Annotated in this window: 19 protein-coding genes; 12 read left to right on the top strand and 7 right to left on the bottom strand. The window is 47.1% G+C overall.

Annotated elements, in window-relative coordinates:
* Window positions 1-33: 33 nt before the first annotated feature.
* Window positions 34-2,151: a ferrous iron transport protein B gene (gene feoB / locus FSB75_RS16880; protein WP_146789898.1), complete on the bottom strand. Its 2,118-nt coding sequence runs from the start codon at window positions 2,149-2,151 to the stop codon at window positions 34-36.
* Between the two features lie 88 nt (window positions 2,152-2,239).
* Between feoB and FSB75_RS16875 the strand changes: the two genes are divergently transcribed.
* From FSB75_RS16875 to FSB75_RS16855, 5 genes are all read left to right on the top strand, one after another.
* Window positions 2,240-4,006: a M20/M25/M40 family metallo-hydrolase gene (locus FSB75_RS16875; protein WP_172623195.1), complete on the top strand. Its 1,767-nt coding sequence runs from the start codon at window positions 2,240-2,242 to the stop codon at window positions 4,004-4,006.
* A gap of 29 nt (window positions 4,007-4,035) precedes the next feature.
* Window positions 4,036-4,470 (top strand): IPExxxVDY family protein, encoded by a 435-nt coding sequence (locus FSB75_RS16870; RefSeq protein ID WP_146789893.1) that lies wholly within the window; start codon window positions 4,036-4,038, stop codon window positions 4,468-4,470.
* A 126-nt stretch (window positions 4,471-4,596) separates the two neighbouring features.
* Window positions 4,597-4,827, top strand: coding sequence for a 4a-hydroxytetrahydrobiopterin dehydratase (locus FSB75_RS16865; protein ID WP_146789891.1), 231 nt, complete (start codon window positions 4,597-4,599; stop codon window positions 4,825-4,827).
* A 38-nt stretch (window positions 4,828-4,865) separates the two neighbouring features.
* On the top strand, window positions 4,866-5,717 hold the full coding sequence (locus FSB75_RS16860; protein WP_146789888.1) for a DUF3575 domain-containing protein: 852 nt from the start codon (window positions 4,866-4,868) through the stop codon (window positions 5,715-5,717).
* A gap of 142 nt (window positions 5,718-5,859) precedes the next feature.
* Window positions 5,860-6,765, top strand: coding sequence for a prohibitin family protein (locus FSB75_RS16855; protein WP_146789886.1), 906 nt, complete (start codon window positions 5,860-5,862; stop codon window positions 6,763-6,765).
* A gap of 26 nt (window positions 6,766-6,791) precedes the next feature.
* Here the strand turns inward: FSB75_RS16855 and FSB75_RS16850 are convergent, their stop codons facing one another.
* The 3 genes from FSB75_RS16850 to FSB75_RS16840 form a co-directional block, all read right to left on the bottom strand.
* Window positions 6,792-7,199: a putative signal transducing protein gene (locus tag FSB75_RS16850; protein WP_146789884.1), complete on the bottom strand. Its 408-nt coding sequence runs from the start codon at window positions 7,197-7,199 to the stop codon at window positions 6,792-6,794.
* Between the two features lie 34 nt (window positions 7,200-7,233).
* On the bottom strand, window positions 7,234-7,725 hold the full coding sequence (locus tag FSB75_RS16845) for an LEA type 2 family protein (RefSeq protein WP_146789882.1): 492 nt from the start codon (window positions 7,723-7,725) through the stop codon (window positions 7,234-7,236).
* A gap of 84 nt (window positions 7,726-7,809) precedes the next feature.
* Entirely contained in the window at window positions 7,810-8,538 is a 729-nt protein-coding gene (locus tag FSB75_RS16840) for a hypothetical protein (RefSeq protein ID WP_146789880.1), read from the bottom strand.
* Window positions 8,539-8,590: 52 nt separating this feature from the next.
* On the opposite strand from FSB75_RS16840, the gene FSB75_RS16835 reads away from it, so the two are divergent.
* The 3 genes from FSB75_RS16835 (at window position 8,591) to FSB75_RS16825 (ending at window position 10,588) form a co-directional block, all read left to right on the top strand.
* The gene (locus FSB75_RS16835; protein WP_172623194.1) at window positions 8,591-9,097 is read left to right on the top strand and encodes a CinA family protein; all 507 of its coding nucleotides are present in this window, start codon (window positions 8,591-8,593) and stop codon (window positions 9,095-9,097) included.
* A gap of 35 nt (window positions 9,098-9,132) precedes the next feature.
* The gene (locus tag FSB75_RS16830) at window positions 9,133-10,134 is read left to right on the top strand and encodes an SDR family oxidoreductase (RefSeq protein WP_146789875.1); all 1,002 of its coding nucleotides are present in this window, start codon (window positions 9,133-9,135) and stop codon (window positions 10,132-10,134) included.
* 226 nt (window positions 10,135-10,360) lie between these two features.
* Window positions 10,361-10,588, top strand: a complete 228-nt coding sequence (locus FSB75_RS16825) for a DUF1328 family protein (protein WP_425557118.1) — start codon at window positions 10,361-10,363, stop codon at window positions 10,586-10,588.
* Window positions 10,589-10,774: 186 nt separating this feature from the next.
* Here FSB75_RS16825 and FSB75_RS16820 read toward each other — a convergent pair whose 3' ends face one another.
* A complete protein-coding gene (locus FSB75_RS16820; protein ID WP_146789873.1) occupies window positions 10,775-14,152 on the bottom strand; it encodes a methylmalonyl-CoA mutase family protein in 3,378 nt (1,125 codons plus the stop codon).
* A 243-nt stretch (window positions 14,153-14,395) separates the two neighbouring features.
* Between FSB75_RS16820 and FSB75_RS16815 the strand changes: the two genes are divergently transcribed.
* The 4 genes from FSB75_RS16815 (at window position 14,396) to FSB75_RS16800 (ending at window position 18,303) form a co-directional block, all read left to right on the top strand.
* Window positions 14,396-16,645, top strand: a complete 2,250-nt coding sequence (locus tag FSB75_RS16815) for a TonB-dependent receptor (RefSeq protein WP_146789871.1) — start codon at window positions 14,396-14,398, stop codon at window positions 16,643-16,645.
* A gap of 41 nt (window positions 16,646-16,686) precedes the next feature.
* Entirely contained in the window at window positions 16,687-17,343 is a 657-nt protein-coding gene (locus FSB75_RS16810) for a tetratricopeptide repeat protein (protein ID WP_146789869.1), read from the top strand.
* Between the two features lie 89 nt (window positions 17,344-17,432).
* Window positions 17,433-18,026, top strand: a complete 594-nt coding sequence (locus tag FSB75_RS16805; RefSeq protein ID WP_146789867.1) for a hypothetical protein — start codon at window positions 17,433-17,435, stop codon at window positions 18,024-18,026.
* On the top strand, window positions 18,019-18,303 hold the full coding sequence (locus tag FSB75_RS16800; RefSeq protein ID WP_146789865.1) for a winged helix-turn-helix domain-containing protein: 285 nt from the start codon (window positions 18,019-18,021) through the stop codon (window positions 18,301-18,303). Before FSB75_RS16805 ends, FSB75_RS16800 begins: the two co-directional genes overlap by 8 nt.
* 58 nt (window positions 18,304-18,361) lie before the next feature.
* On the opposite strand, the gene FSB75_RS16795 is transcribed toward FSB75_RS16800, so the two are convergent.
* Window positions 18,362-18,673 (bottom strand): DUF4286 family protein, encoded by a 312-nt coding sequence (locus tag FSB75_RS16795; protein WP_146789863.1) that lies wholly within the window; start codon window positions 18,671-18,673, stop codon window positions 18,362-18,364.
* Window positions 18,670-19,452 carry an exodeoxyribonuclease III gene (locus FSB75_RS16790; protein WP_146789860.1) on the bottom strand — a complete coding sequence of 261 codons (783 nt, stop codon included), beginning with the start codon at window positions 19,450-19,452 and terminating at the stop codon, window positions 18,670-18,672. The genes FSB75_RS16795 and FSB75_RS16790 overlap by 4 nt, the downstream gene beginning before the upstream one ends.
* Window positions 19,453-19,471 lie beyond the last annotated feature (19 nt).

The raw sequence follows: 19,471 nt of genomic DNA, 5'->3' as shown, positions 1-19,471 counted from the left end.
GCTTCACCAATTGTTGCCGGAAGATGCGTTCTGCTACTTCAACAACCAATACGCCAATAGGCTCATCAGGTAAGCAATGCCGGTCATGTAAACGAATTGTATCACCGGCCATTTCCAACTGCGGGTTTCTCTTTTTACAATGGCCAGTGTGCTCATGCACTGCATGGCAAAGAGGTAAAAAATCATGAGCGAAACACCGGTAGCAAGGGTAAACAGCGGCTCGCCGTTTTGCTTTTTTGCCGTCGCCATTTTTTCGCGAAGCAAGGTGCCTTTGTCGTCGTCCGAAACACTGAACAACGTCGCCATCGTTCCAACAAATACTTCTCTTGCCGCAAACGACGTTACCAGTGCAATGCCGATGCGCCAGTCGTAACCCAAAGGTTTGATCACCGGCTCCATGCTTTTGCCCAAAATACCGGCGTAAGAGTTTTCGAGTTTGGCCGTGTTCAGGTGTATTTGCAAAGAGTCTTTAGCAGTTGGGTTTAAAGCCAATTGCTGTTCATAAGTCTTTTCAATCGCCGCCATGCGCTTTGGCGGCCCAAAGGAACTCAAGGCCCAAAGAATGAGTGAAATGACCATGATGATTTTCCCCGCGTCGGTGACAAAAATGCGGGCCTTGTTCAGCATCGTTTGCGCAATGGTCTTAGCCCGTGGCGGACGATACGTGGGCAATTCTAAAATGAAAAAACTTTTTTCTTTGATGTGGATAAACCATTTGGCAATGTAGGAAACCAACATGGCCATGACAACACCGAGCAGGTAAAGTCCCATCATCACCAGTGCCTGCAAACTCAAAAAGCCCAGGTAGTATTTATTCGGGATGACCAGCGCAATGAGGATGGTGTAAACCGGCAGCCGCGCCGAACAACTCATGAGCGGCGTAATCAAAATGGTAAGCAGCCGTTCTTTCCGGTTTTCAATATTTCTTGCACTCATAATGGCCGGCACCGCGCAGGCAAAACCGCTGATCAAGGGCATCACGCTTTTGCCGTTCAATCCCACGCTGCGCATCAGTCGGTCGGTCAAAAAAGAAATGCGGGCCATGTAGCCCGTGTCTTCCAAAACGGTAATCAATCCAAACAAAATCATGATCTGCGGCACAAACACCATAATGCCGCTTAAACCGGCCATGATTCCATTCACCACCAGGTCCGAAAACCATCCCGCAGGCAAAACATTGTTTAGCCAAATGCTGGCGTACGAAAAACCTTCTTCAATCCATGTCATTGGATACTGCGCCAAATAAAACACACTTTGAAAAAGCAGGAACAAAACGGCCAGCAAAATCAGGTAGCCCCAGGTGCGGTGCAGCAGCACGTCGTCCATCTTGGCGGTAAAGCGTTTCTGCTCGTTGGGGTCGGGTTCTACCACCGACGACTGCATGATCTGGCGAATGCGGTTGTAACGCTGCAAAATTTCCGCCGCCTGTGTTTTGGTATGATTGAACGCATGCTTTTCTTCAATGTTTTCAATGGTGGCCTGCAAGCGGCTATCAAGCTCAAATTCTTCGTGGTTAATGAGAAAATGAATGGCCGAATAATCAGACGCATCGGGAAGCACCGCTCGCAAATCTTCGATGGGTGCTGGAGCTAGTTCTTTGTTCTCGATAAAATCGCGAACGGGTATTTTGTATTGATTGGATGCCGTAAGTTCGATGGCTTTCTTTAAAAGCGCAATGCCTTTTTCTTTTCGTGGGTTAATGGAAACCACCGGCACGCCCAATTCTCTTTCCAACTGCGGCAGGTCTATTTCAATGCCTTTGCGCTTGGCAATGTCCGCCATCGTAAGGGCCACGACAACCGGCTTTTTCAAGTCCATGATCTGCGAACAAAAAAGCAGGTTGCGTTTAAGGTTGCTCGCATCCACCACCACCACAAACACGTCGGCGCGAATGTCTTTGTCCTGGTTGAGCAACACGCGATAACTCACCCATTCGTCCAGCCGTTTTGGATAAAGACTGTAAGTTCCTGGCAAGTCAATTACGTTACCAACCAATGTTGCGGAAAGGGGCGTGCTGCCTGTTTTCTTGTCCACGGTTACGCCGGGAAAATTTCCGGTACGTTGATTCAAACCCGTTAAGGCGTTAAACAACGACGTCTTTCCGCTGTTGGGATTTCCGACGAGAGCAATATGTACGGTTCTCTTTGTCACGACGATGAGGTTCGCAAAGGTACTCGGCAACGGCCGCAACCGTTTACGATATCGGGAGTTTTGTGTTAAGCATAACGAAAAATGCCGGATGAAAAAAATGCTTCTTTACCGGTGCAAACCCTTGCGGAAAAGTATTTTTGCCGTCCGCTCATTTCTTAAAATTATTCTTGTGTTTACCCGGTCAATACGAAACGTCAGCCTTAACCTTAGCATCAGCCTTACTCTTTTTTTTATCGCAGGCTGCGCCACACAGCGCCAGGCCACTTCTTTGCCCGAGCCTTCGGTATCGAATATAAGAAGCCACATCGAATACCTGGCAAGTGACAAGCTTGAAGGGCGGCGCACGGGCACAGAAGGCGAAAAGCTGGCTGCTGAATACATCCGTAATGCCTTTCAAAACGCCGGGCTTCAGCCCAAAGGAAGCGACGGATTTTTTCAAACATTCCCGGTGGCCGATGGAAAAGAGATGACGGCCGCAAACGCTCTTTCCCTTAACGGAAAAGAATTGCAAGCCGGCACGGATTTCTTTCCGCTGGTTTACAGCGCCAACGCAACCGTAGATGCTCTTGCATCCCTTGCCTTAATGGAAAAAGGCGAACCCTGGTTTTGGGATTTGGAAGAAACGATGGCCGGCAACGTTCACAATCCGCATTTCGACCTGAACGAAACTCTTGTAGCCAGAGCAAAAGATGCGGTAAGAAAAGGCGCAACGGCTTTGTTCGTTTACAACACATCAAAGCTGGATGACGGCTTGCATTTTAACGGTACCGAAAAGACGGAAACACTTTCCATTCCCGTTGTGTACATTTCAAAAGAAGCGGCCAAAAAATATTTTGGCGATCCGTCGGCGCTTTTGAAACTGAAAGCAAAAATTGAATTGGTTGAGAAAAAGCGAAGCGGCACAAACGTAATTGGCTACCTCGACAACGGCGCAGCAAAAACAATCATCCTCGGCGCACACTTTGATCACTTGGGTTACGGCGAAGATCACAACTCGCTCTACCGTGGCAACGAGAAACAAATTCATAACGGCGCCGACGACAATGCCAGCGGCACGGCTGCTTTGATTGAACTGGCGCGGTTGCTGAAAGCTTCGCCGCTTAAAAACAACAACGTTTTGTGCATTGCTTTTTCCGGCGAAGAGTTAGGACTCTTCGGCTCAAAATATTTTACACAAAATCCAACGGTTGATTTAAGCAGCGTAAACTTCATGGTAAACATGGACATGGTGGGACGCCTGAACGACTCCTCTAAAACAATCACCGTCGGCGGTTACGGCACTTCGCCAACCTGGGGAGAGTTATTCAACCCGCAAGGCAAACAGGTTTTGTACAATGCGGCGGCTTACCGTTTCGATAGCAGCGGCACCGGCCCAAGCGACCACACCTCTTTCTATCTAAAAAATATTCCGGTGCTTTTTTATTTCACCGGTTTGCATGCCGATTATCACAAACCGTCGGATGATTTTGACAAGATCAACTACAACGGCGAAGCGGCTATTGTGAAACACATTTTTAGTTTGCTGCAAGCTGTGGACAAGTCGAATGCAAAACTCGCTTTCAGCAAAACAAGAGAAACACAAACAGCAACGACGGCCCGCTTCAGCGTAACGCTGGGCATCATGCCCGATTACACGTTCAACGGGCAAGGCGTTCGCGCCGACGGCGTGAGCGAAGGCCGGCCGGCGCAGAAAGCAGGCTTACAAGCCGGCGACATTATCACGGCCATTGGCAACTACAAAACACCGTCACTGGAAACCTATATGCAAACACTTGGCAGGTTTAAAAAAGGCGATAAAACAACGGTGAGTTATTCAAGAAACGGAAAAAACCTTGTAACTGCTGTTGAGTTTTAGTAGCTTAACTGCAAACCAAAACACCAACCATGGCATTCGTACTTGACAACAAAGAAATGGTGGAGGGCTTCTTTGAAGAAACGCGTCTTCTCGGCATACAGGCTCCCGTTAAAGATTACATGTTTTGCTGGCAGGTAAACCAGTTGATGAACATTGACTTCCGCATTAACAACGAACTGGAGATTCAGCTCAAGAAAAAAGGCCGCAATTATTTTTTTGCGGTGTACGAATACGCACAGCCTTCTTGTTGCCTCATGCATTATTTGTACAACAACCAGCACGACGGTGAATATCTGCTGCCCGAATTCAAGCACCTTGATTTCTTGTGGCTCTTGAAAGACGATTGCGTGTCAAACGAGTTTGTGGACGATCTTGTTTATTCGCTGCGCTCCATCAACGGCGTGCAGTTGGTGATGGAGTTAACCAACGAAAAAATTAAGAACAAAGAACACTTGGTTTTTTAGAAGAAAAACTTTTAGGCACCAGGAGCAAGTGCTCCTATAAAGCTTTCGTTGCGTCGCACTCTTGTACGTCCGTACCGCTATTGAGCAATTTGGTAAACCAGTTCTTCACAATCAAAAACTTGCCTTATGTGGGAAGAAAAGGACAACGCTTTGTATCGCAAATTCCAGTTCAACGACTTCAGCCAAGCCTTCGCTTTCATGACCCGCGTAGCCCTGGCCGCTGAAAAAATGAACCATCATCCACGCTGGACAAACGTTTGGAACACCGTTGAAATCTGGCTCAACACACACGATGCCGGCGACGTTGTTACCGACAAAGACCGCAAGCTTTCGCAAAAGATTGACGCCCTTCTTTAGTTGTTAAACCGTCGGGCAATTCAGGCAAAAAACCGTTGATGCTTTTAGCTTTCCGGTTTGTTCAATACTTTGGCGGCTTTAACCGCACAGCACTTGTGCCGGCTGCAATAAATTATTTAATTCGAACCATGAACAACAAAAACATTCTGCTTCTTCTTTTGCTGGGCTTGTCCATTTCCGCTTCGGCGCAAACGTCGGGCGCCCCGGCATTCGGTAACAAAAAAGACATCGTAAAAATTGATTTGTTGGCCCTGCCGCTGAAAAATATTTCGGTGCAATACGAAAGGGTATTGTCCAAAAGAATTTCGGTTGCCCTGGGAGGACGATTGATGCCCGAAACATCTCTACCTTTCAAAAGCCTTTTAATAAACCAGGTTGCCGGCTCCGATCAAGATACAAAGGACATTATCAACAATGCCCGCCTGAGTAATTTTGCCGTTACGCCGGAGGTTCGTTTTTATTTGGGCAAAGGCTACGGTAAAGGATTTTACATTGCGCCGTATTACCGCTACGTACGGTTTGCCACCAATACCGTTACGGTTAATTATGCCGAGCCCACAGGACCGCAACGAAGCCTTAGCTTAAGCGGCGACCTGAGTGCAAATACCGGCGGATTAATGTTCGGCGCACAATGGTTCCTGGGTAAAAACATAACCCTGGATTGGTGGATATTGGGTGCGCACTACGGTTCCGGCACCGGCAATTTCAACGGTGTTCCCTCAACACCGTTAACGCCTGGCGAACAAAGCGATGTAAAACAAACACTCGAAGATCTCGACATTCCGCTGGTTGATAAAACCGTAAACGTTTCGGCCAACAAAGTGCAGGTAGCCTTTTCCGGGCCGTTCGGCGGTTTGCGTTCCGGGCTTTCGTTGGGCATACGGTTTTAAGCATTTGCCGAAGCAATAATTTTTAAAGAGCAACCGGCGTTGCTCTTTTCTTTTTTAACGATAAGTGGAAGCCTGCCAGCATTGATTGCTGCATTGCTGAAAGGCTCTTCCGCTTTTACCTTTAGTGCTTAAACCAAACAACATGTTGTTTCTCGTTCTGGGTGTCGTCATTCTGATCGTCTCCTTTAGCATTAAAAACACGCCCAATCTGGGTTCAGCATCCCGTGTGGGCAAACTCGTAGGCATTGGCTTCATTGCACTCGGCATTGTTTTGAGTTGCTTTGTGCAAATTGATGCCGGACAGGTAGGTGTAAAAAAACTCTTTGGCAAAGTGCAACCCGAAGTGCTCAACAGCGGATTGAATTTTGTAAATCCTTTGGTAACCGTTGAACGGCTTGATGTGCGCACACAGAACTACACCATGAGCGGTCAAACCGATGAAGGCCACAAGACCGGTGATGATGCAATCAGGGTGTTGACGTCTGACGGGCTGGAAGTAACGATTGACCTTACCGTTTTGTACCGCGTCATTCCTTCCGAAGCGCCAAAACTCATTCGCGAAACCGGCGCCGATTACGAAGATAAAATTGTGCGGCCCATTTCACGAACACGCATTCGCGACAACGCTGTTTATTATGAAGCTGTGGCTTTGTATTCAACAAAAAGAGACGAGTTTCAAAGTCGCATCTTCAAAGGCATCGAAACCGATTTTAAAAACAGGGGCTTGCTTTTGGAAAATTTATTGGTGCGAAACATTACCTTGCCCGCTACGGTTAAAAGTACCATCGAGCAAAAGATCCAGGCAGAACAGGAATCGCAAAAAATGCAGTTCATTCTGGCCAAGGAAAGACAGGAAGCCGACCGCAAAAGAGTGGAAGCCCAAGGCATTGCCGATTACCAAAAAATCATTTCCGAAAGCTTAACCGACAAACAACTTCAATACGAACAAATCAAAGCCATGAAAGAAATGGCGCAATCGCAAAACGCAAAAATCATCATGATGGGAAGCAAAAATGCGCCGGTGATTTTAGACGCGAAGGAAAAATAATTGCACGGTAAAAAACAAGCCTGGTTTTATTCAATCACTTCTTTCTCTTCCCATTCGTTGCCGCAGGAAAAACAATGATAGCGCTGCTCCGGCATCACGGCGTAATCGCCTAAAAGAAAAGACACCCCAGCGCTTAACCAGTTTACAGGTTTGCGCATGGTGTTAATGTATTCCACGTTTTGGCTGTTGCAGCGCGGGCAACTGATTTGCTTCCGCCTCTCCTCTTCAATGGTGTTTAAAATGTAGGTTGCCTTTTTTTGCTGATCCGCGGCCACCATCAATTGAATGCCGCCGAGTGCCGTTGTCCAAATGGGCATAATGGTCGTTGTATTCTCGTTCTTCAACCAACAGTCAATGCCTTCGTCCTTCATGCGGCCAAGAATGATGTGCGCATCTACGTAATTGGTAAATGATTTCAGGATGACGAATTCCATTGAATGAATATCGGGAGAAAACCGTTGCAAAATTTTACTTGCCTTTTGTTTCGTTGTTGTACGAAGTGATGAGTTCCCGCAGGTTAATGCGCTGCACGCCTTCGTAATTAATGGGCACGTTGATGTAAAAGCCGCCGCGTCCGGCTTTGGCTGAACCCGTAATGCGAATCTTCACGTCGGGATTGAACAAAAGCTTTGCACTGTTGCGCAAAATTTCTTTCGGCGACGCGGTCATGCGCAAAGGAAAAACGGCCGTGTCTTTCGCCGGTAAAACAATGAGCGAATCCAGCGACGAGTGCCCGAGAAATTTATCGTTGAAATAAACATCCAGCGATGCCGACTTTAAATTTAAATTATACGCATTGGGGTTGTAGAGCTTTATGTCGGAGGCAAGAACGCTGTTGGAAAGATCGGCCTTCTCTACCCGGAAATTTTGATAGCCGGCGTATTGCGGCGGCTGCGGCTTGCCGCAACTTACCAGTGCAACGATGAGGACAATGCCTGTTAAAAACTTTAGCTGCTTCATAAATTAATTGTACCGTGCTTAATCGCACATAACATACCAGACGTGATGACCAACTAAAAATACTTCGTTAAGGTAGTGGCACACTCACGCAGGGCTCATTTCAATGTGTGCGGACAATACCAGGCCCCGAATGTTTTGCTCCAGTTGTTTCATGCGGTAAAGGCGTTCTGCAGCGTCGTCTGTTCGTTGATTCTCCGGGCAGAAAAAATCTTTTTCAAATGTTGTTACTTTATAACCGAGGCGATGTGCTGCGTTAAACACAAAGGGCCGCCAACCCCATCCGATGTCTTCGTTTACTGCATCTAAAAACGAGACAAGTTTTTTGTTGAGAAGAAATGGCCCGTAACAATAATCGGTTTTAGCGCCAATGCTTTCTTTGCAGCAATTGTTAATGGTTGTTTCGGTCATCTGCTGAAAGGCCGGAAATGTAGCAAAGCTTTTTGCGCTTCGCGAAGCCATGCAAACACCGAGTGTATCTGCAACTTCAACAGACGTCAACAACAACGGCAGGCTTTCGCGAAAAAATTGCTCCTTGTCTGGCTCGGTGTAAAAAATAAAAGGCCGTTCTGTTTTAGCGGCCTCCCGCAAACTGTTTCGGGCTTGCGCAAACACCCCTTTTTCTTTCGCTTGAAGAACGATAAAATTTGGCAGGCTTCGGAGAAAGTGGAGAAAAGATTGCGGAGAGCCGCCGTCGTTAACAAATACCGGTACATTCAACGAAGCCAACTGCGGCAGCGATGCCCTTAACAATCTTTCTTCTTCCGGGTTTCTTGCCAGGCTAATGGTGGCAATTACCAGTTCATCTTTGTTCATGTTGGTTAAGCGGCACGAATTTTTACGAAAATGCCTGTGCAAAGTAAACACTATGTTTAACAGACAAGCATTGGATGAACTCAGGGATAGTTTGCTGGGTACACGGCAAACAATAGCCGTGGCCGAGAGCGTAACGTCGGGTTTTTTGCAGGCCGCTTTTTCTACCGTGCCGGATGCCGCAAGTTTTTTTCACGGCGGCATTACCGCGTACAATCTTGGACAGAAGTACCGTCACCTTCGCGTTGATCCTATTCACGCCGAAGATTGCAACTGCGTATCGGAGCAAGTGGCCGCAACAATGGCGTTGGAAGTGTGCCAACTCTTTAGCAGTCATTGGGGCGTGGCCATTACCGGTTATGCCACAAAAGTGCCCGAAGGCGGCAACGAACTTCACGCTTTTTATGCCGTAGCCCACAAGGGGAAAGTAGTCGAAGAAGCCATCGTTCGCGCCAACACGAAGGAAGGCGTTGACGCCCAACTTTACTTTGTAAACGAAGTGTTGAAGGCGCTGCAAAAACAAATAAAAGAGCCCGCAGCAAAACGGCCATCCGTTTCTTGAAACGTACGTTCTTTTCATACGGTTAATTGAAAAAAATGACAGACAAAGCAACAAGCCCCCGCAGGAAGAATTTCCCATTACAAGGAAAAACAATCGTCATAACCGGCGCATCTAGTGGCGTAGGACGAGCGGCCGCTTTGCAAATGGCAAAAGCCGGCGCAAGCCTTGTGCTGGCTGCAAGACGTGAAGAAGCCCTGCGCGAAGTAGCGGATGAATGCAAAGAACTGGGCGGTGATGCCTTGGTGATTCCTACTGACGTAACCGATGCCGGACAGATGAACACGCTGGCGGCAATGGCGCAACACTGGGGCGGCAAGATTGATGTGTGGATCAACAACGCCGGCTTGCTGGCAGCCGGTGCCTTTGACGAAACGCCTGTGTCCATTCACCAAAAAGTCATTGAAACAAATTTGATTGGCTACATAAACGGTGCTTACGCGGCGTTGCCGCATTTTAAAGCGCAAGGCTTTGGTCTTCTTCTCAACAATATTTCCATTGGCGGCTATTATCCTGTGCCCTACGCCACGGCTTACAGCGCTTCCAAATTTGGCTTGCGCGGTTTTGGCGAAGCACTGCAAGGCGAACTGCATCATTATCCCGGCATTCACGTGTGCAATTTGTACCCGGCTTTTTTGGACACACCCGGCATTCAACATGCCGCCAATTTTACGGGCAAGGTTTTAAAACCGGCGCCGCCTGTTTACGATCCGCAGCGCATTGCCCGGGCCATGACAAAGCTTGTTCAATCCCCAAAATCATCGGCTTCTATTACAGGCTTGTCAACGCTGCTTCGGCTTGCACACGCGGTTTCTCCTTTGCTTTCGCGACGCATTACGGCCAACGTAATTGAATTGTATTTGCGTAACGCTGACGAAGTTCCGCATTCATCGGGCAATGTGCTGGAGCCGGTTGATTACGGCACCTCGGTTCACGGCGGATGGGGATTACAGCCAAAACAAAAGGTAAAATTTCTAGGTGCGGGACTTGCGGCGGCTGCGTTGGGTTTGGGCCTTTTCTTTCTGGCAGCACGCCGGTAGTTTTTCGCGAAAAATTTTACTCTTTTATAAATCCCGCATTGCTGCGGGTTTTTCTTTTTGTGAGTTGCACAAATGATTCAACTGCGCAAAAGCCGCCTGCGAAAGCGAGTTCTATGCGGTTTTCTTTTTCAATCAGCCTCGTGTGTTGTACTATTTGCGGTAAGCCTTCCTCAAATTGATAAGCCCCGTTGTACCTCATCGCATTTTGAAAGGATATTTGGCGGTTATGGCACATTTTTTTGTTTATATAATGCGACAACAATTTTTAACCATAAAACCCTTAGCTATGTTACGTTGGACAATCATCTTTTTAATCGTCGCTATCATCGCCGCAATTTTTGGCTTTGGTGGTATTGCAGCCGGTGCTGCTGGTATTGCAAAAATTTTGTTCTTCATTTTCTTGGTGCTGTTTGTATTGAGCCTTTTGTTTGGCCGCAGAACAACAGACATATAAGAAGCAAGGAAGCAATAGTACATTGCTGTTTGGTTTTGGATGAAAAGAGATGTGTGTAAAACAGTAAGCGTTAAGGCCCACGCAAGGTGGGCTTTTTTTGTTTGCGTAAACATGCGACGTGTGTTTGTTACCAAAGAAAAAAGAGCGGCGTGTTGCCGCTCTTTTTTCTTTTCAATACCTGAAGGATTACATGCTTCGGCGATACTGTCCACCTACTTCGTACAAAGCGTGTGTGATTTGCCCAAGCGAACAAACTTTCACGGTTTCCATTAATTCTTCAAACAAATTCCCGTTGCTGACGGCTACATTTTTTAAGCGCTTCAGCGCCTCTTCGCTTTTGTCTTCGTTGCGCTTCCAAAAGGCCTGCAGGTTTTCAATCTGTTGTTCTTTTTCTTCTTTGGTGGAACGAATGACTTCAACGGGCAACACGGTGGGGCTTCCGTTTTTGTTTAAAAAAGTATTCACGCCAACCAGCGGCAATTCACCGGTGTGTTTTAAGTGCTCGTAATGCAAACTCTCTTCCTGAATTTTGTTGCGTTGATACATCCTTTCCATTGCACCCAACACGCCGCCGCGTTCGGTAATGCGGTCAAATTCTTTGAGCACGGCTTCTTCTACCAAATCAGTCAATTCTTCTATCGCAAAACTTCCCTGAATAAAGTTCTCTGTTTTTGCCGAACCGAGCTCGCGGTTGATGATTAACTGGATGGCCATTGCACGGCGAACGCTTTCTTCAGTGGGTGTGGTGATGGCTTCGTCGTAAGCGTTTGTGTGAAGGCTGTTGCAGTTGTCGTAAATCGCATACAAAGCTTGCAATGTTGTACGAATGTCGTTGAAGTCAATCTCCTGTGCGTGAAGCGAACGACCACTTGTTTGAATGTGATACTTCAGCTTTTGCGAACGGTCAGCCGCTTTGTATTTATGCTTCATTGCTTTTGCCCAGATGCGCCGTGCTACGCGGCCAATTACGCTGTATTCCGCATCCATGCCGTTGCTGAAAAAGAAGGAAAGATTGGGCGCAAAATCATCAACGTTCATTCCGCGGCTCAGGTAATATTCAACGTAAGTAAAACCGTTGGCCAATGTAAATGCAAGCTGCGTGATTGGGTTGGCGCCGGCTTCGGCAATGTGATAACCCGAGATGGAAACGCTGTAAAAATTCCGAACCTTGTTTTGAATGAAATACTCCTGCACATCGCCCATTAATTTTAACGCAAACTCCGTGGAAAAAATACAGGTGTTTTGCGCCTGGTCTTCTTTTAAAATGTCGGCTTGCACCGTGCCGCGAACCTGTTGCAAAGCTTCTTTCTTGCACTGTTCATAAACATCTTTTGGCAGCACTTCATCACCGCTCAAGCCAAGCAATTTCAAGCCAAGACCGTTGTTGCCTTCGGGCAAACGTTCAGGCGAAGAAGGATTGTAGTACAAGGGTTTTGAAGCATGCTTGTACTTCTCCTGCAAAATTTTTTCTACTTCTTCAGTTAATCCCAGTTCTTTAATTTTTTTCTCGCATTGTTGGTCAATCGCTGCGTTCATAAAGAATGCCAGCAGCATTGGTGCGGGACCGTTAATGGTCATTGAAACAGAAGTCTTCGGATCGCACAAATCAAAGCCGCTGTAGAGTTTTTTTGCGTCATCAACAGTGGCGATGCTTACGCCGCTGTTGCCCACTTTACCGTAAATATCGGGACGCTGTGCAGGGTCTTCACCATAAAGCGTAACGCTGTCAAAGGCCGTTGACAAACGCTTGGCCGGTTGCCCTTGCGACACGTAGTGAAAACGTTTGTTGGTGCGTTCGGGACCGCCTTCGCCGGCAAACATTCTGGTTGGATCTTCGCCCTGGCGCTTCAATTCAAACACGCCTGCCGTGTACGGAAATTCACCGGGAATATTTTCCTGCAACTGCCAACGAAGAATATCGCCCCAATCTTTGTATTTGGGAAGAACAACTTTTGGAATGCGTGTGCCGCTTAATGAAGTTGTGGTTAACGGTTGCTTGATCGTTTTGTCGCGAACGATGTATTCAAAAAAATCGGCGCTGTATTTTTTTTGAAGCGAAGGCCATTCGTCAATCAATTTTTTGCATTCGGGGTGAAGCTGTTCGCCGTAGTGTTCTTTGAGCTTTTCTATAACCGCCTTTGAATAGCCTTGCCGGCCTTCGGCAAATGGAAAATCTTTTAATGCATCAAGGCTGCCGCTTATTTTATAAAGCGTGGATGCAATTGCACATTGATCGTTCACCCATTGATCGTAGGCTCTGTTGCTTTCCGAAATTTCCGACAAGTAACGGACACGTTTCGGTGGAATGATCTGCGACTTGGTCGTTGTATCACTGATGTGTGCGTGCAGTTCAACGCTACCGAAACTTACACTTGTTTTCTTTGCAACGGTTGTCATCAACTTTTCAAACAATTCGTTTATACCCGCATCATTGAATTGCGCGGCAATCGTTCCAACGATTGGCAAGTCTTCCTCCTTCGCCGTCCACAATTGGTGGTTGCGTTTGTATTGCTTGCGCACATCTGCCAACGCATCCAGCGCACCGGCCTTGTCAAATTTGTTGATGGCAACAACATCGGCATAATCCAGCATGTTGATTTTCTCAAGCTGTGAAGCCGCGCCATATTCTGGCGTCATCACGTAGAGGCTCACGTCGCAATAATCAAGGATTGACGCATCACTTTGTCCAACGCCGGCACTTTCCAAAATGATGAAGTCAAAGCCAGCAGCTTTGCAAACGTCCAATGCGTCCTGAACGTGTGCACTCAACGCCACCTCAGAATCTCTTGTTGCCAGCGATCGCATGTAAGCGCGGGGAGAAGAAATTGAATTCATTCTAATCCTGTCGCCTAACAAAGCACCGCCGGTTTTTTTCTTAGAAGGATCAACAGAAATAACAGCAATCGTTTTATCGGGAAAGGCGTTCAAATAACGGCGAACGATTTCATCGGTTACAGACGATTTACCTGCGCCACCGGTTCCGGTAATGCCCAACACCGGCGCTTTTACCGTTGATTGTTGACTGTTGTCCGTTGACCGAACACCGTTCTCCGCGTTTGTAATTAACCGCGCTACTTTTCGCACGTCTTTTACTTCGCCAAGCGACATCGGACCTTTGTATTCGCCGTTGCCGTTCAGGTTAAAGTCACATTGGTTGATCACGTCTTCAATCATTCCTTCCAGTCCCATCTTGCGGCCGTCATCGGGCGAGTAAATCCGGGTGATACCGTATTCGTGCAGCTCTTTTATTTCCTGGGGCAGAATGGTGCCGCCGCCGCCTCCAAAAATTTTGATGTGACCACAGCCGTTTTCGTCAAGAAGGTCTTTCATGTATTTAAAGAACTCCACATGGCCTCCTTGATAAGATGTTATAGCAATGCCCTGCACGTCTTCTTCAATGGCGCATTCCACTATTTCGTGTACGCTGCGGTTGTGACCAAGGTGAATGATTTCGGCGCCTTTGCTTTGCAAAATGCGCCGCATGATGTTGATGGCAGCATCGTGGCCGTCGAAAAGCGAAGCGGCGGTAACTATACGGATTTTGTTTTGCGTTTGCTGATTCATAAAGCTTTAATCGTTGCGGGCAAAATTAGGCCAAAGAGAACGGTAAGAGTGTAGAATACAAACCGCAGAATGTAAAATCTAAAATGTATGTCACAACATTTGCGGCATCGTCTTACAGTTTAGATTTTACATTCTCCATTTTACATTTCCTGTGTTTGCAAGGTTGGTCGCAAGCCGCTTTTTATCAAAATCAAATTTGGTTTACAATATAAACTACTTTATGTTTGTACCGAAACCGCGTTTATGAGACTGTTTTTCTTCCTGCTGCTTTACTTCATTCAAGTAAATGTTTTGAAAGCGCAAACCGAAATTTCGGGGCAAATAAAAGACAACAAAAACAAACCCATTCCCGGCGCCAGCGTTACCGTCAAAGACAGTTACGACGGCGGCGTGGCCGATTCAACCGGCCGTTTCAAATTCATTACAACCGAGAAGGGACAAAAACTGCTGGTTGTTACAGCCATCGGCTACAAAGGCTTTGAACAGGAGATAAATTTGGATGCGCCGCTGCAACCCTTTTCTTTTACGATGAAAGAAGAACCCGACGAATTAAAAGCCGTCGTGATCAGTGCGGGAACCTTTGAAGCCAGCGACCGCAAACGTGCCGCGGCGGTTCTTACTTCGCTTGATGTAGTGACCACCGCGTCGGCTAACGGCGATGTAACGGGCGCATTGAAAACATTGCCCGGCGCACAACAAGTGGGCGAAAGCGAAGGACTTTTTGTGCGTGGCGGTGCAGCCGCCGAAACAAAAATTTTTATTGACGGCACGCTGGTAAACAAATTTTTTTTCCAAGCGGGACCAAACATTGCGGGCTACGGCCGCTTCAATCCGTTTTTGTTTAAAGGCACGGTTTTCAGTACCGGTGGTTACTCAGCGCTTTACGGCCAGGCGCTTTCTTCGGCCGTGATTTTAGAGTCCATTGATTTGCCCGAACAAACATCGGCAAGCCTTGGCCTGACGGTATTGAGTGCCACCGCAGGGTACCAGCAATTAAACAAAAAGAAAACGGCTTCCTGGGGCATCAATTACGACTACACCAACCTGGGTTTGGCCTTCGGCCTTGTTAAACAAAAGCAGGATTATTTTACCGTGCCGGCCTTTCACAACATCGAAGGAAATTTTCGCATCAAAACGTCGGCTTCGGGCATGGTGAAATACTACGGCAATTTCAGCAACAATCATCTTGGCTTTACCACGCCAAGCATTGATGCACCGAATTATTTGGACAAGTTTGCCTTGAAAAATACTTATCAGTACCACAACCTTTCGTGGCGCGAACGCCTGGGCACGTACTGGAGGCTTGCGGCCGGTGTTTCTTATACAAACAACAAGGACAACATCAACGGCGCTTTGCAGGATGCTTCCAAGAAAGACGTAACGGTGAACGGTTTGGAATTTAAAAACTTTGCCTTTGACAAACGCGGACATTACGTGAACACCAAAGTTGTGTTTGACAGAAGATTGCCTGGCTTAAGCGCTATCCGCTTTGGCAGCGAATACAATTTTAGCGACGATCCATCTGTTTATACCGATTATACGAACGCATCTTACAAAACAAGCTTAAAGCAACACACAACGGCGCTCTTTGCCGAAAGCGATATTTACGTAACAAACAACGTAGCCGCAAAAGTGGGAACACGCCTGGAGCATTCGTCTTATTTAGACAAAACAAACATCGCCCCGCGGCTTTCCCTTGCGTATAAATTGGGAAAGGAAAGCCAGGCTTCGCTGGCCTACGGCATCTTTTACCAGAATCCCGAAACACAGTATTTGCCCGCAGTAAGTCCGCTGGATTTTTCCAAAGCCACGCACTACATTGCGCAGTACCAAAAAACAACTTCCCTGCAAGTGTTCCGCGTTGAAGGCTTTTATAAAAAATACGAACAGCTTTTGAAAACAGGCACGTTGTACAACCGCGAGGGGCAAGCCCTCAGCAGCAACGGCTTTGGCGATGCAAAGGGTTTTGAATTGTTTTGGCGCGATAAAAAAACGGTGAAGAATTTTGATTACTGGGTTTCGTATTCTTACCTCGATACCAAACGCGATTACCTGAATTTTCCCTTTGCCATCACGCCAAACTTTGCGGCAAAACATACGGCATCGCTGGTGATGAAGAAGTTTGTGTTGCCGATAAAAACGGGATTTAATCTCTCGTACAATTATGCCAGCAGTCGGCCCTATTACAATATTGTGAACAGCGGCGGAAGCTACAAGTTCAGCGACCGTGGCGAAGTGCCCGATTACCACAACGTTAGTTTCAGTTTGAATTATGTTCCGACGGTGGGCAAGAAAGACGCGAGGTCGTTTGTGGTGTACGTGCTGTCGGTAAACAACATTCTGAACCTGAAACAAACCTACGGCTACCAGTATTCGTACGACGGCGTGCGCAAAGAAGCCATCGTGCCGCCTTCAAGAATGTTTGTGTTCATCGGTGCGTTCTTCAGCTTTGGGATAGACAGAACGCAAGATGCGATCAATGCAAATTTGTAAAAGCCAAATAAAAACTTCAAACAAAAACAAATACATCAATCATGAAAAAACTCCTCTTCTCTTTAACTGTGTTAGCGGGATTAAGTCTTGCTGTAAAAGCGCAGGACGATAAGTATACGAATGCGATGATACCCAAAGTCATTGCAATAGATACGACGCACAGTACACCGGAACTGCTGACGCTTTCTGCCGCTTTTGAACGCATTGCCGATGCAGAGAAAAACAAATGGCAGCCTTATTACTACGCAGCGCTTGCGCAAGTGAATGCTGCGTACATGATGGGCATGCAAAAACCGGATGCATCGAAAACCGATCCCATGGCCGACAAAGCCGAAGCCCTGCTAAACAAGGCCGACGCACTGAATCCAAACAATTCTGAGATCTATGTGGTAAAGAAAATGATTGCCACGCTGCGCATGATGGCCGACCCGATGAGCCGCTACATGACATACGGTCCGCAAGCCGAACAAGCTTTGCAAACAGCGGCCAAATTAAACCCCGAAAACCCGCGTGTGTATTTGCTGCAGGGTCAGGATAAATTTTTTACCCCGGAACAATTCGGCGGCAGCAAAACCGAAGCAAAAATCTTGTTTGAAAAAGCCGGGCAAAAATTTGAAACCTTCAAACCTTCCGGCAATATTGATCCAAATTGGGGCCGCACGACCCTGCAATATTTCATGGCGCAATTGCCAAAGTAAATACACGTTCACAGCTCACTGCTTACCGTTCGCAGTTAACGCCGTAATTGCAAACGGTAAACCGTGAACTCTCCTCACAAATAAAACGCATGGAAAAGCCCGAAGAATTTTCGCACAAAGAAAGCCTGGCACTGATTGAAGAAATGATTTACAAGGCCCGCAACGCTTACCACGAAAGCGGCACCAGTGCACTGTTGTGGGGAAGCGTGATTATGTTTTGCAGTGCGGTTTCTTTTGGCAACACGTGGTGGCACATTCCGTGGCTGGGCAACGTATGGTGGTTAACCTTGCTTGCCGTTGTTCCACAAATTGTTATCTCCGTTCGCGAGGGCAAAAGCCAAAAGTTTAAATCACATACCGCCGATGCCATGAGCGGCATTTGGATCAGCTTCGGCATCGGCATCTTTTTGCTTTCGTTTTATGCCAACGTGATGAAGCCCGACGGAAGTGCGTGTTTGTTTCTCATTCTTTATGGTATGCCCACGTTTGCAACCGGCTACACACATCGTTTTACCGCCATGATTGCCGGCGGCATTGTTTGTTGGATAGCCGCCGTTGTGAGCATCTACACGTCAACCCGCGTTGACTTGTTGTTGTTTTTTGTCTCGGCTTTTTTTGCCTGGTTCTTGCCGGGAAATCTGTTGCGGAGCGCTTATTTGAAGGAGAAGAAGAAGCATGTTTAAAGAACTCGACCCCATATTGCATTCGCAATTGCGCCTGGCGGTAATGTCCTTGCTCATTGGCGTGAAAGAAGCCGAGTTCACGTTTTTAAAAGAAAAGACCGGCGCCACGGCGGGTAACTTAAGCGTGCAAATTCAAAAGCTGAAAGACGCCGAATACATTGAAGTGCAAAAACAGTTTAAAGACAATTATCCGCAAACGCTTTGCAGGATTACAACCAAAGGCGTTGATGCGTTTGAAACGTACGTGAAAGCCTTGCAGGGATACATTCAACGTTGACCGCTGAAAGTTGATCGTTGGTTGTTGGCCGTTGCTCGTGACGGCCAACAACCAACGATCAACGATTCTCGACCACTTCCATCACGCTTCGAAACGCAATAAAGCCGCCGCCCCATTTGTCAAATGATTTTTGCTGCATCAACGGCGCATGAAGTTCAACGTAACGGTTGTAATCGGCCTTCGATTCGGCGTTGTATTGGATTGCGTAAGTCGGCCCTTCGCTGTCGTCAACTTCCAATAAACGAACAACTTTATAAGCGTTGAAACAACCGGTGTTCATGATCGCTGGAATGTGCTCATCAAAGAGCCATTTCAGCCAGTCGCCTGCAATGCTTTCTTCTACTTTTACGGTTACGTTATAAACAATCATCCCTGAACTTTTTCTACATCTACTTCTACAAGAATGGGGCAATGGTCGCTGTGCTTTATGTCGGGAAAAATTTCGGCATCTTTTAAGTGCGGCTTCAGTGGTTCGGTTACGCTGATGTAATCAATGCGCCAGCCTTTGTTTTCGGCCCGCACCGAGGGAAAGCGCTGACTCCACCAACTGTAGCGGTGCGGCTCGGGATGAAACGTTCGAAAGCTGTCCACCCAACCATTGCTGTAAAATTTGTCCATCCACGCTCTTTCTTCGGGCAAAAACCCTGATTGATTTTTGTTGCCTTTTGGGTTGTGAATGTCAATTTCCTTGTGCGCAATGTTGTAATCGCCGCAAAGAATAATGTTCGGATTTTTTTTGCGCAGCTTTTGCACGTACTCAAAAAATTCGTCCAGCCATTGGTACTTGTAGGTCTGCCGTTCGTCGCCCGAAGTACCGGAAGGAAAATAAGCGTTGATCAATTTTACTTTACCAAAATCCAGTTGCATCACTCTTCCTTCGTCGTCGCTCATTTGGTGGCCGGTGCCGCACTGCACTTTATCGGGATGAATTTTGGTGAACACCGTTACGCCGCTGTAGCCTTTTTTCTGTGCGCAAAACCAATGATCGTGGTAGCCCAGCTCGTTGAACAACTGAACGTCCACATCGCTTTGCTGCGCCTTGTTTTCCTGGATGCAAATCACATCAGCCGGATGCGTTTTCAGCCAATCAACAAAACCTTTTTTCATGGCAGCCCGAATGCCGTTGACGTTGTAGGAAATGATTTTCATGGGAGTGAAGATAAGGAGG

Origin of the sequence: Flavisolibacter ginsenosidimutans, assembly GCF_007970805.1 — a bacterium.
GTDB lineage: Bacteria > Bacteroidota > Bacteroidia > Chitinophagales > Chitinophagaceae > Flavisolibacter > Flavisolibacter ginsenosidimutans.
Note: the sequence above shows the minus strand (reverse complement) of the source record. Positions and strands in the feature narration are given on the sequence as shown.

Coding starts and splice junctions, on each gene's coding strand:
- FSB75_RS16815 (WP_146789871.1), top strand. CDS start 14,396: ATGAGACTGTTTTTCTTCCTGCTGCTTTACTTCATTCAAGTAAATGTT.
- FSB75_RS16870 (WP_146789893.1), top strand. CDS start 4,036: ATGGCATTCGTACTTGACAACAAAGAAATGGTGGAGGGCTTCTTTGAA.
- FSB75_RS16790 (WP_146789860.1), bottom strand. CDS start 19,452: ATGAAAATCATTTCCTACAACGTCAACGGCATTCGGGCTGCCATGAAA.
- FSB75_RS16875 (WP_172623195.1), top strand. CDS start 2,240: ATGAAAAAAATGCTTCTTTACCGGTGCAAACCCTTGCGGAAAAGTATT.
- FSB75_RS16830 (WP_146789875.1), top strand. CDS start 9,133: ATGACAGACAAAGCAACAAGCCCCCGCAGGAAGAATTTCCCATTACAA.
- FSB75_RS16800 (WP_146789865.1), top strand. CDS start 18,019: ATGTTTAAAGAACTCGACCCCATATTGCATTCGCAATTGCGCCTGGCG.
- FSB75_RS16860 (WP_146789888.1), top strand. CDS start 4,866: ATGCTTTTAGCTTTCCGGTTTGTTCAATACTTTGGCGGCTTTAACCGC.
- FSB75_RS16825 (WP_425557118.1), top strand. CDS start 10,361: ATGGCACATTTTTTTGTTTATATAATGCGACAACAATTTTTAACCATA.
- FSB75_RS16865 (WP_146789891.1), top strand. CDS start 4,597: ATGTGGGAAGAAAAGGACAACGCTTTGTATCGCAAATTCCAGTTCAAC.
- FSB75_RS16795 (WP_146789863.1), bottom strand. CDS start 18,673: ATGATTGTTTATAACGTAACCGTAAAAGTAGAAGAAAGCATTGCAGGC.
- FSB75_RS16840 (WP_146789880.1), bottom strand. CDS start 8,538: ATGAACAAAGATGAACTGGTAATTGCCACCATTAGCCTGGCAAGAAAC.
- FSB75_RS16820 (WP_146789873.1), bottom strand. CDS start 14,152: ATGAATCAGCAAACGCAAAACAAAATCCGTATAGTTACCGCCGCTTCG.
- FSB75_RS16845 (WP_146789882.1), bottom strand. CDS start 7,725: ATGAAGCAGCTAAAGTTTTTAACAGGCATTGTCCTCATCGTTGCACTG.
- FSB75_RS16805 (WP_146789867.1), top strand. CDS start 17,433: ATGGAAAAGCCCGAAGAATTTTCGCACAAAGAAAGCCTGGCACTGATT.
- FSB75_RS16850 (WP_146789884.1), bottom strand. CDS start 7,199: ATGGAATTCGTCATCCTGAAATCATTTACCAATTACGTAGATGCGCAC.
- FSB75_RS16810 (WP_146789869.1), top strand. CDS start 16,687: ATGAAAAAACTCCTCTTCTCTTTAACTGTGTTAGCGGGATTAAGTCTT.
- FSB75_RS16835 (WP_172623194.1), top strand. CDS start 8,591: ATGTTTAACAGACAAGCATTGGATGAACTCAGGGATAGTTTGCTGGGT.
- FSB75_RS16855 (WP_146789886.1), top strand. CDS start 5,860: ATGTTGTTTCTCGTTCTGGGTGTCGTCATTCTGATCGTCTCCTTTAGC.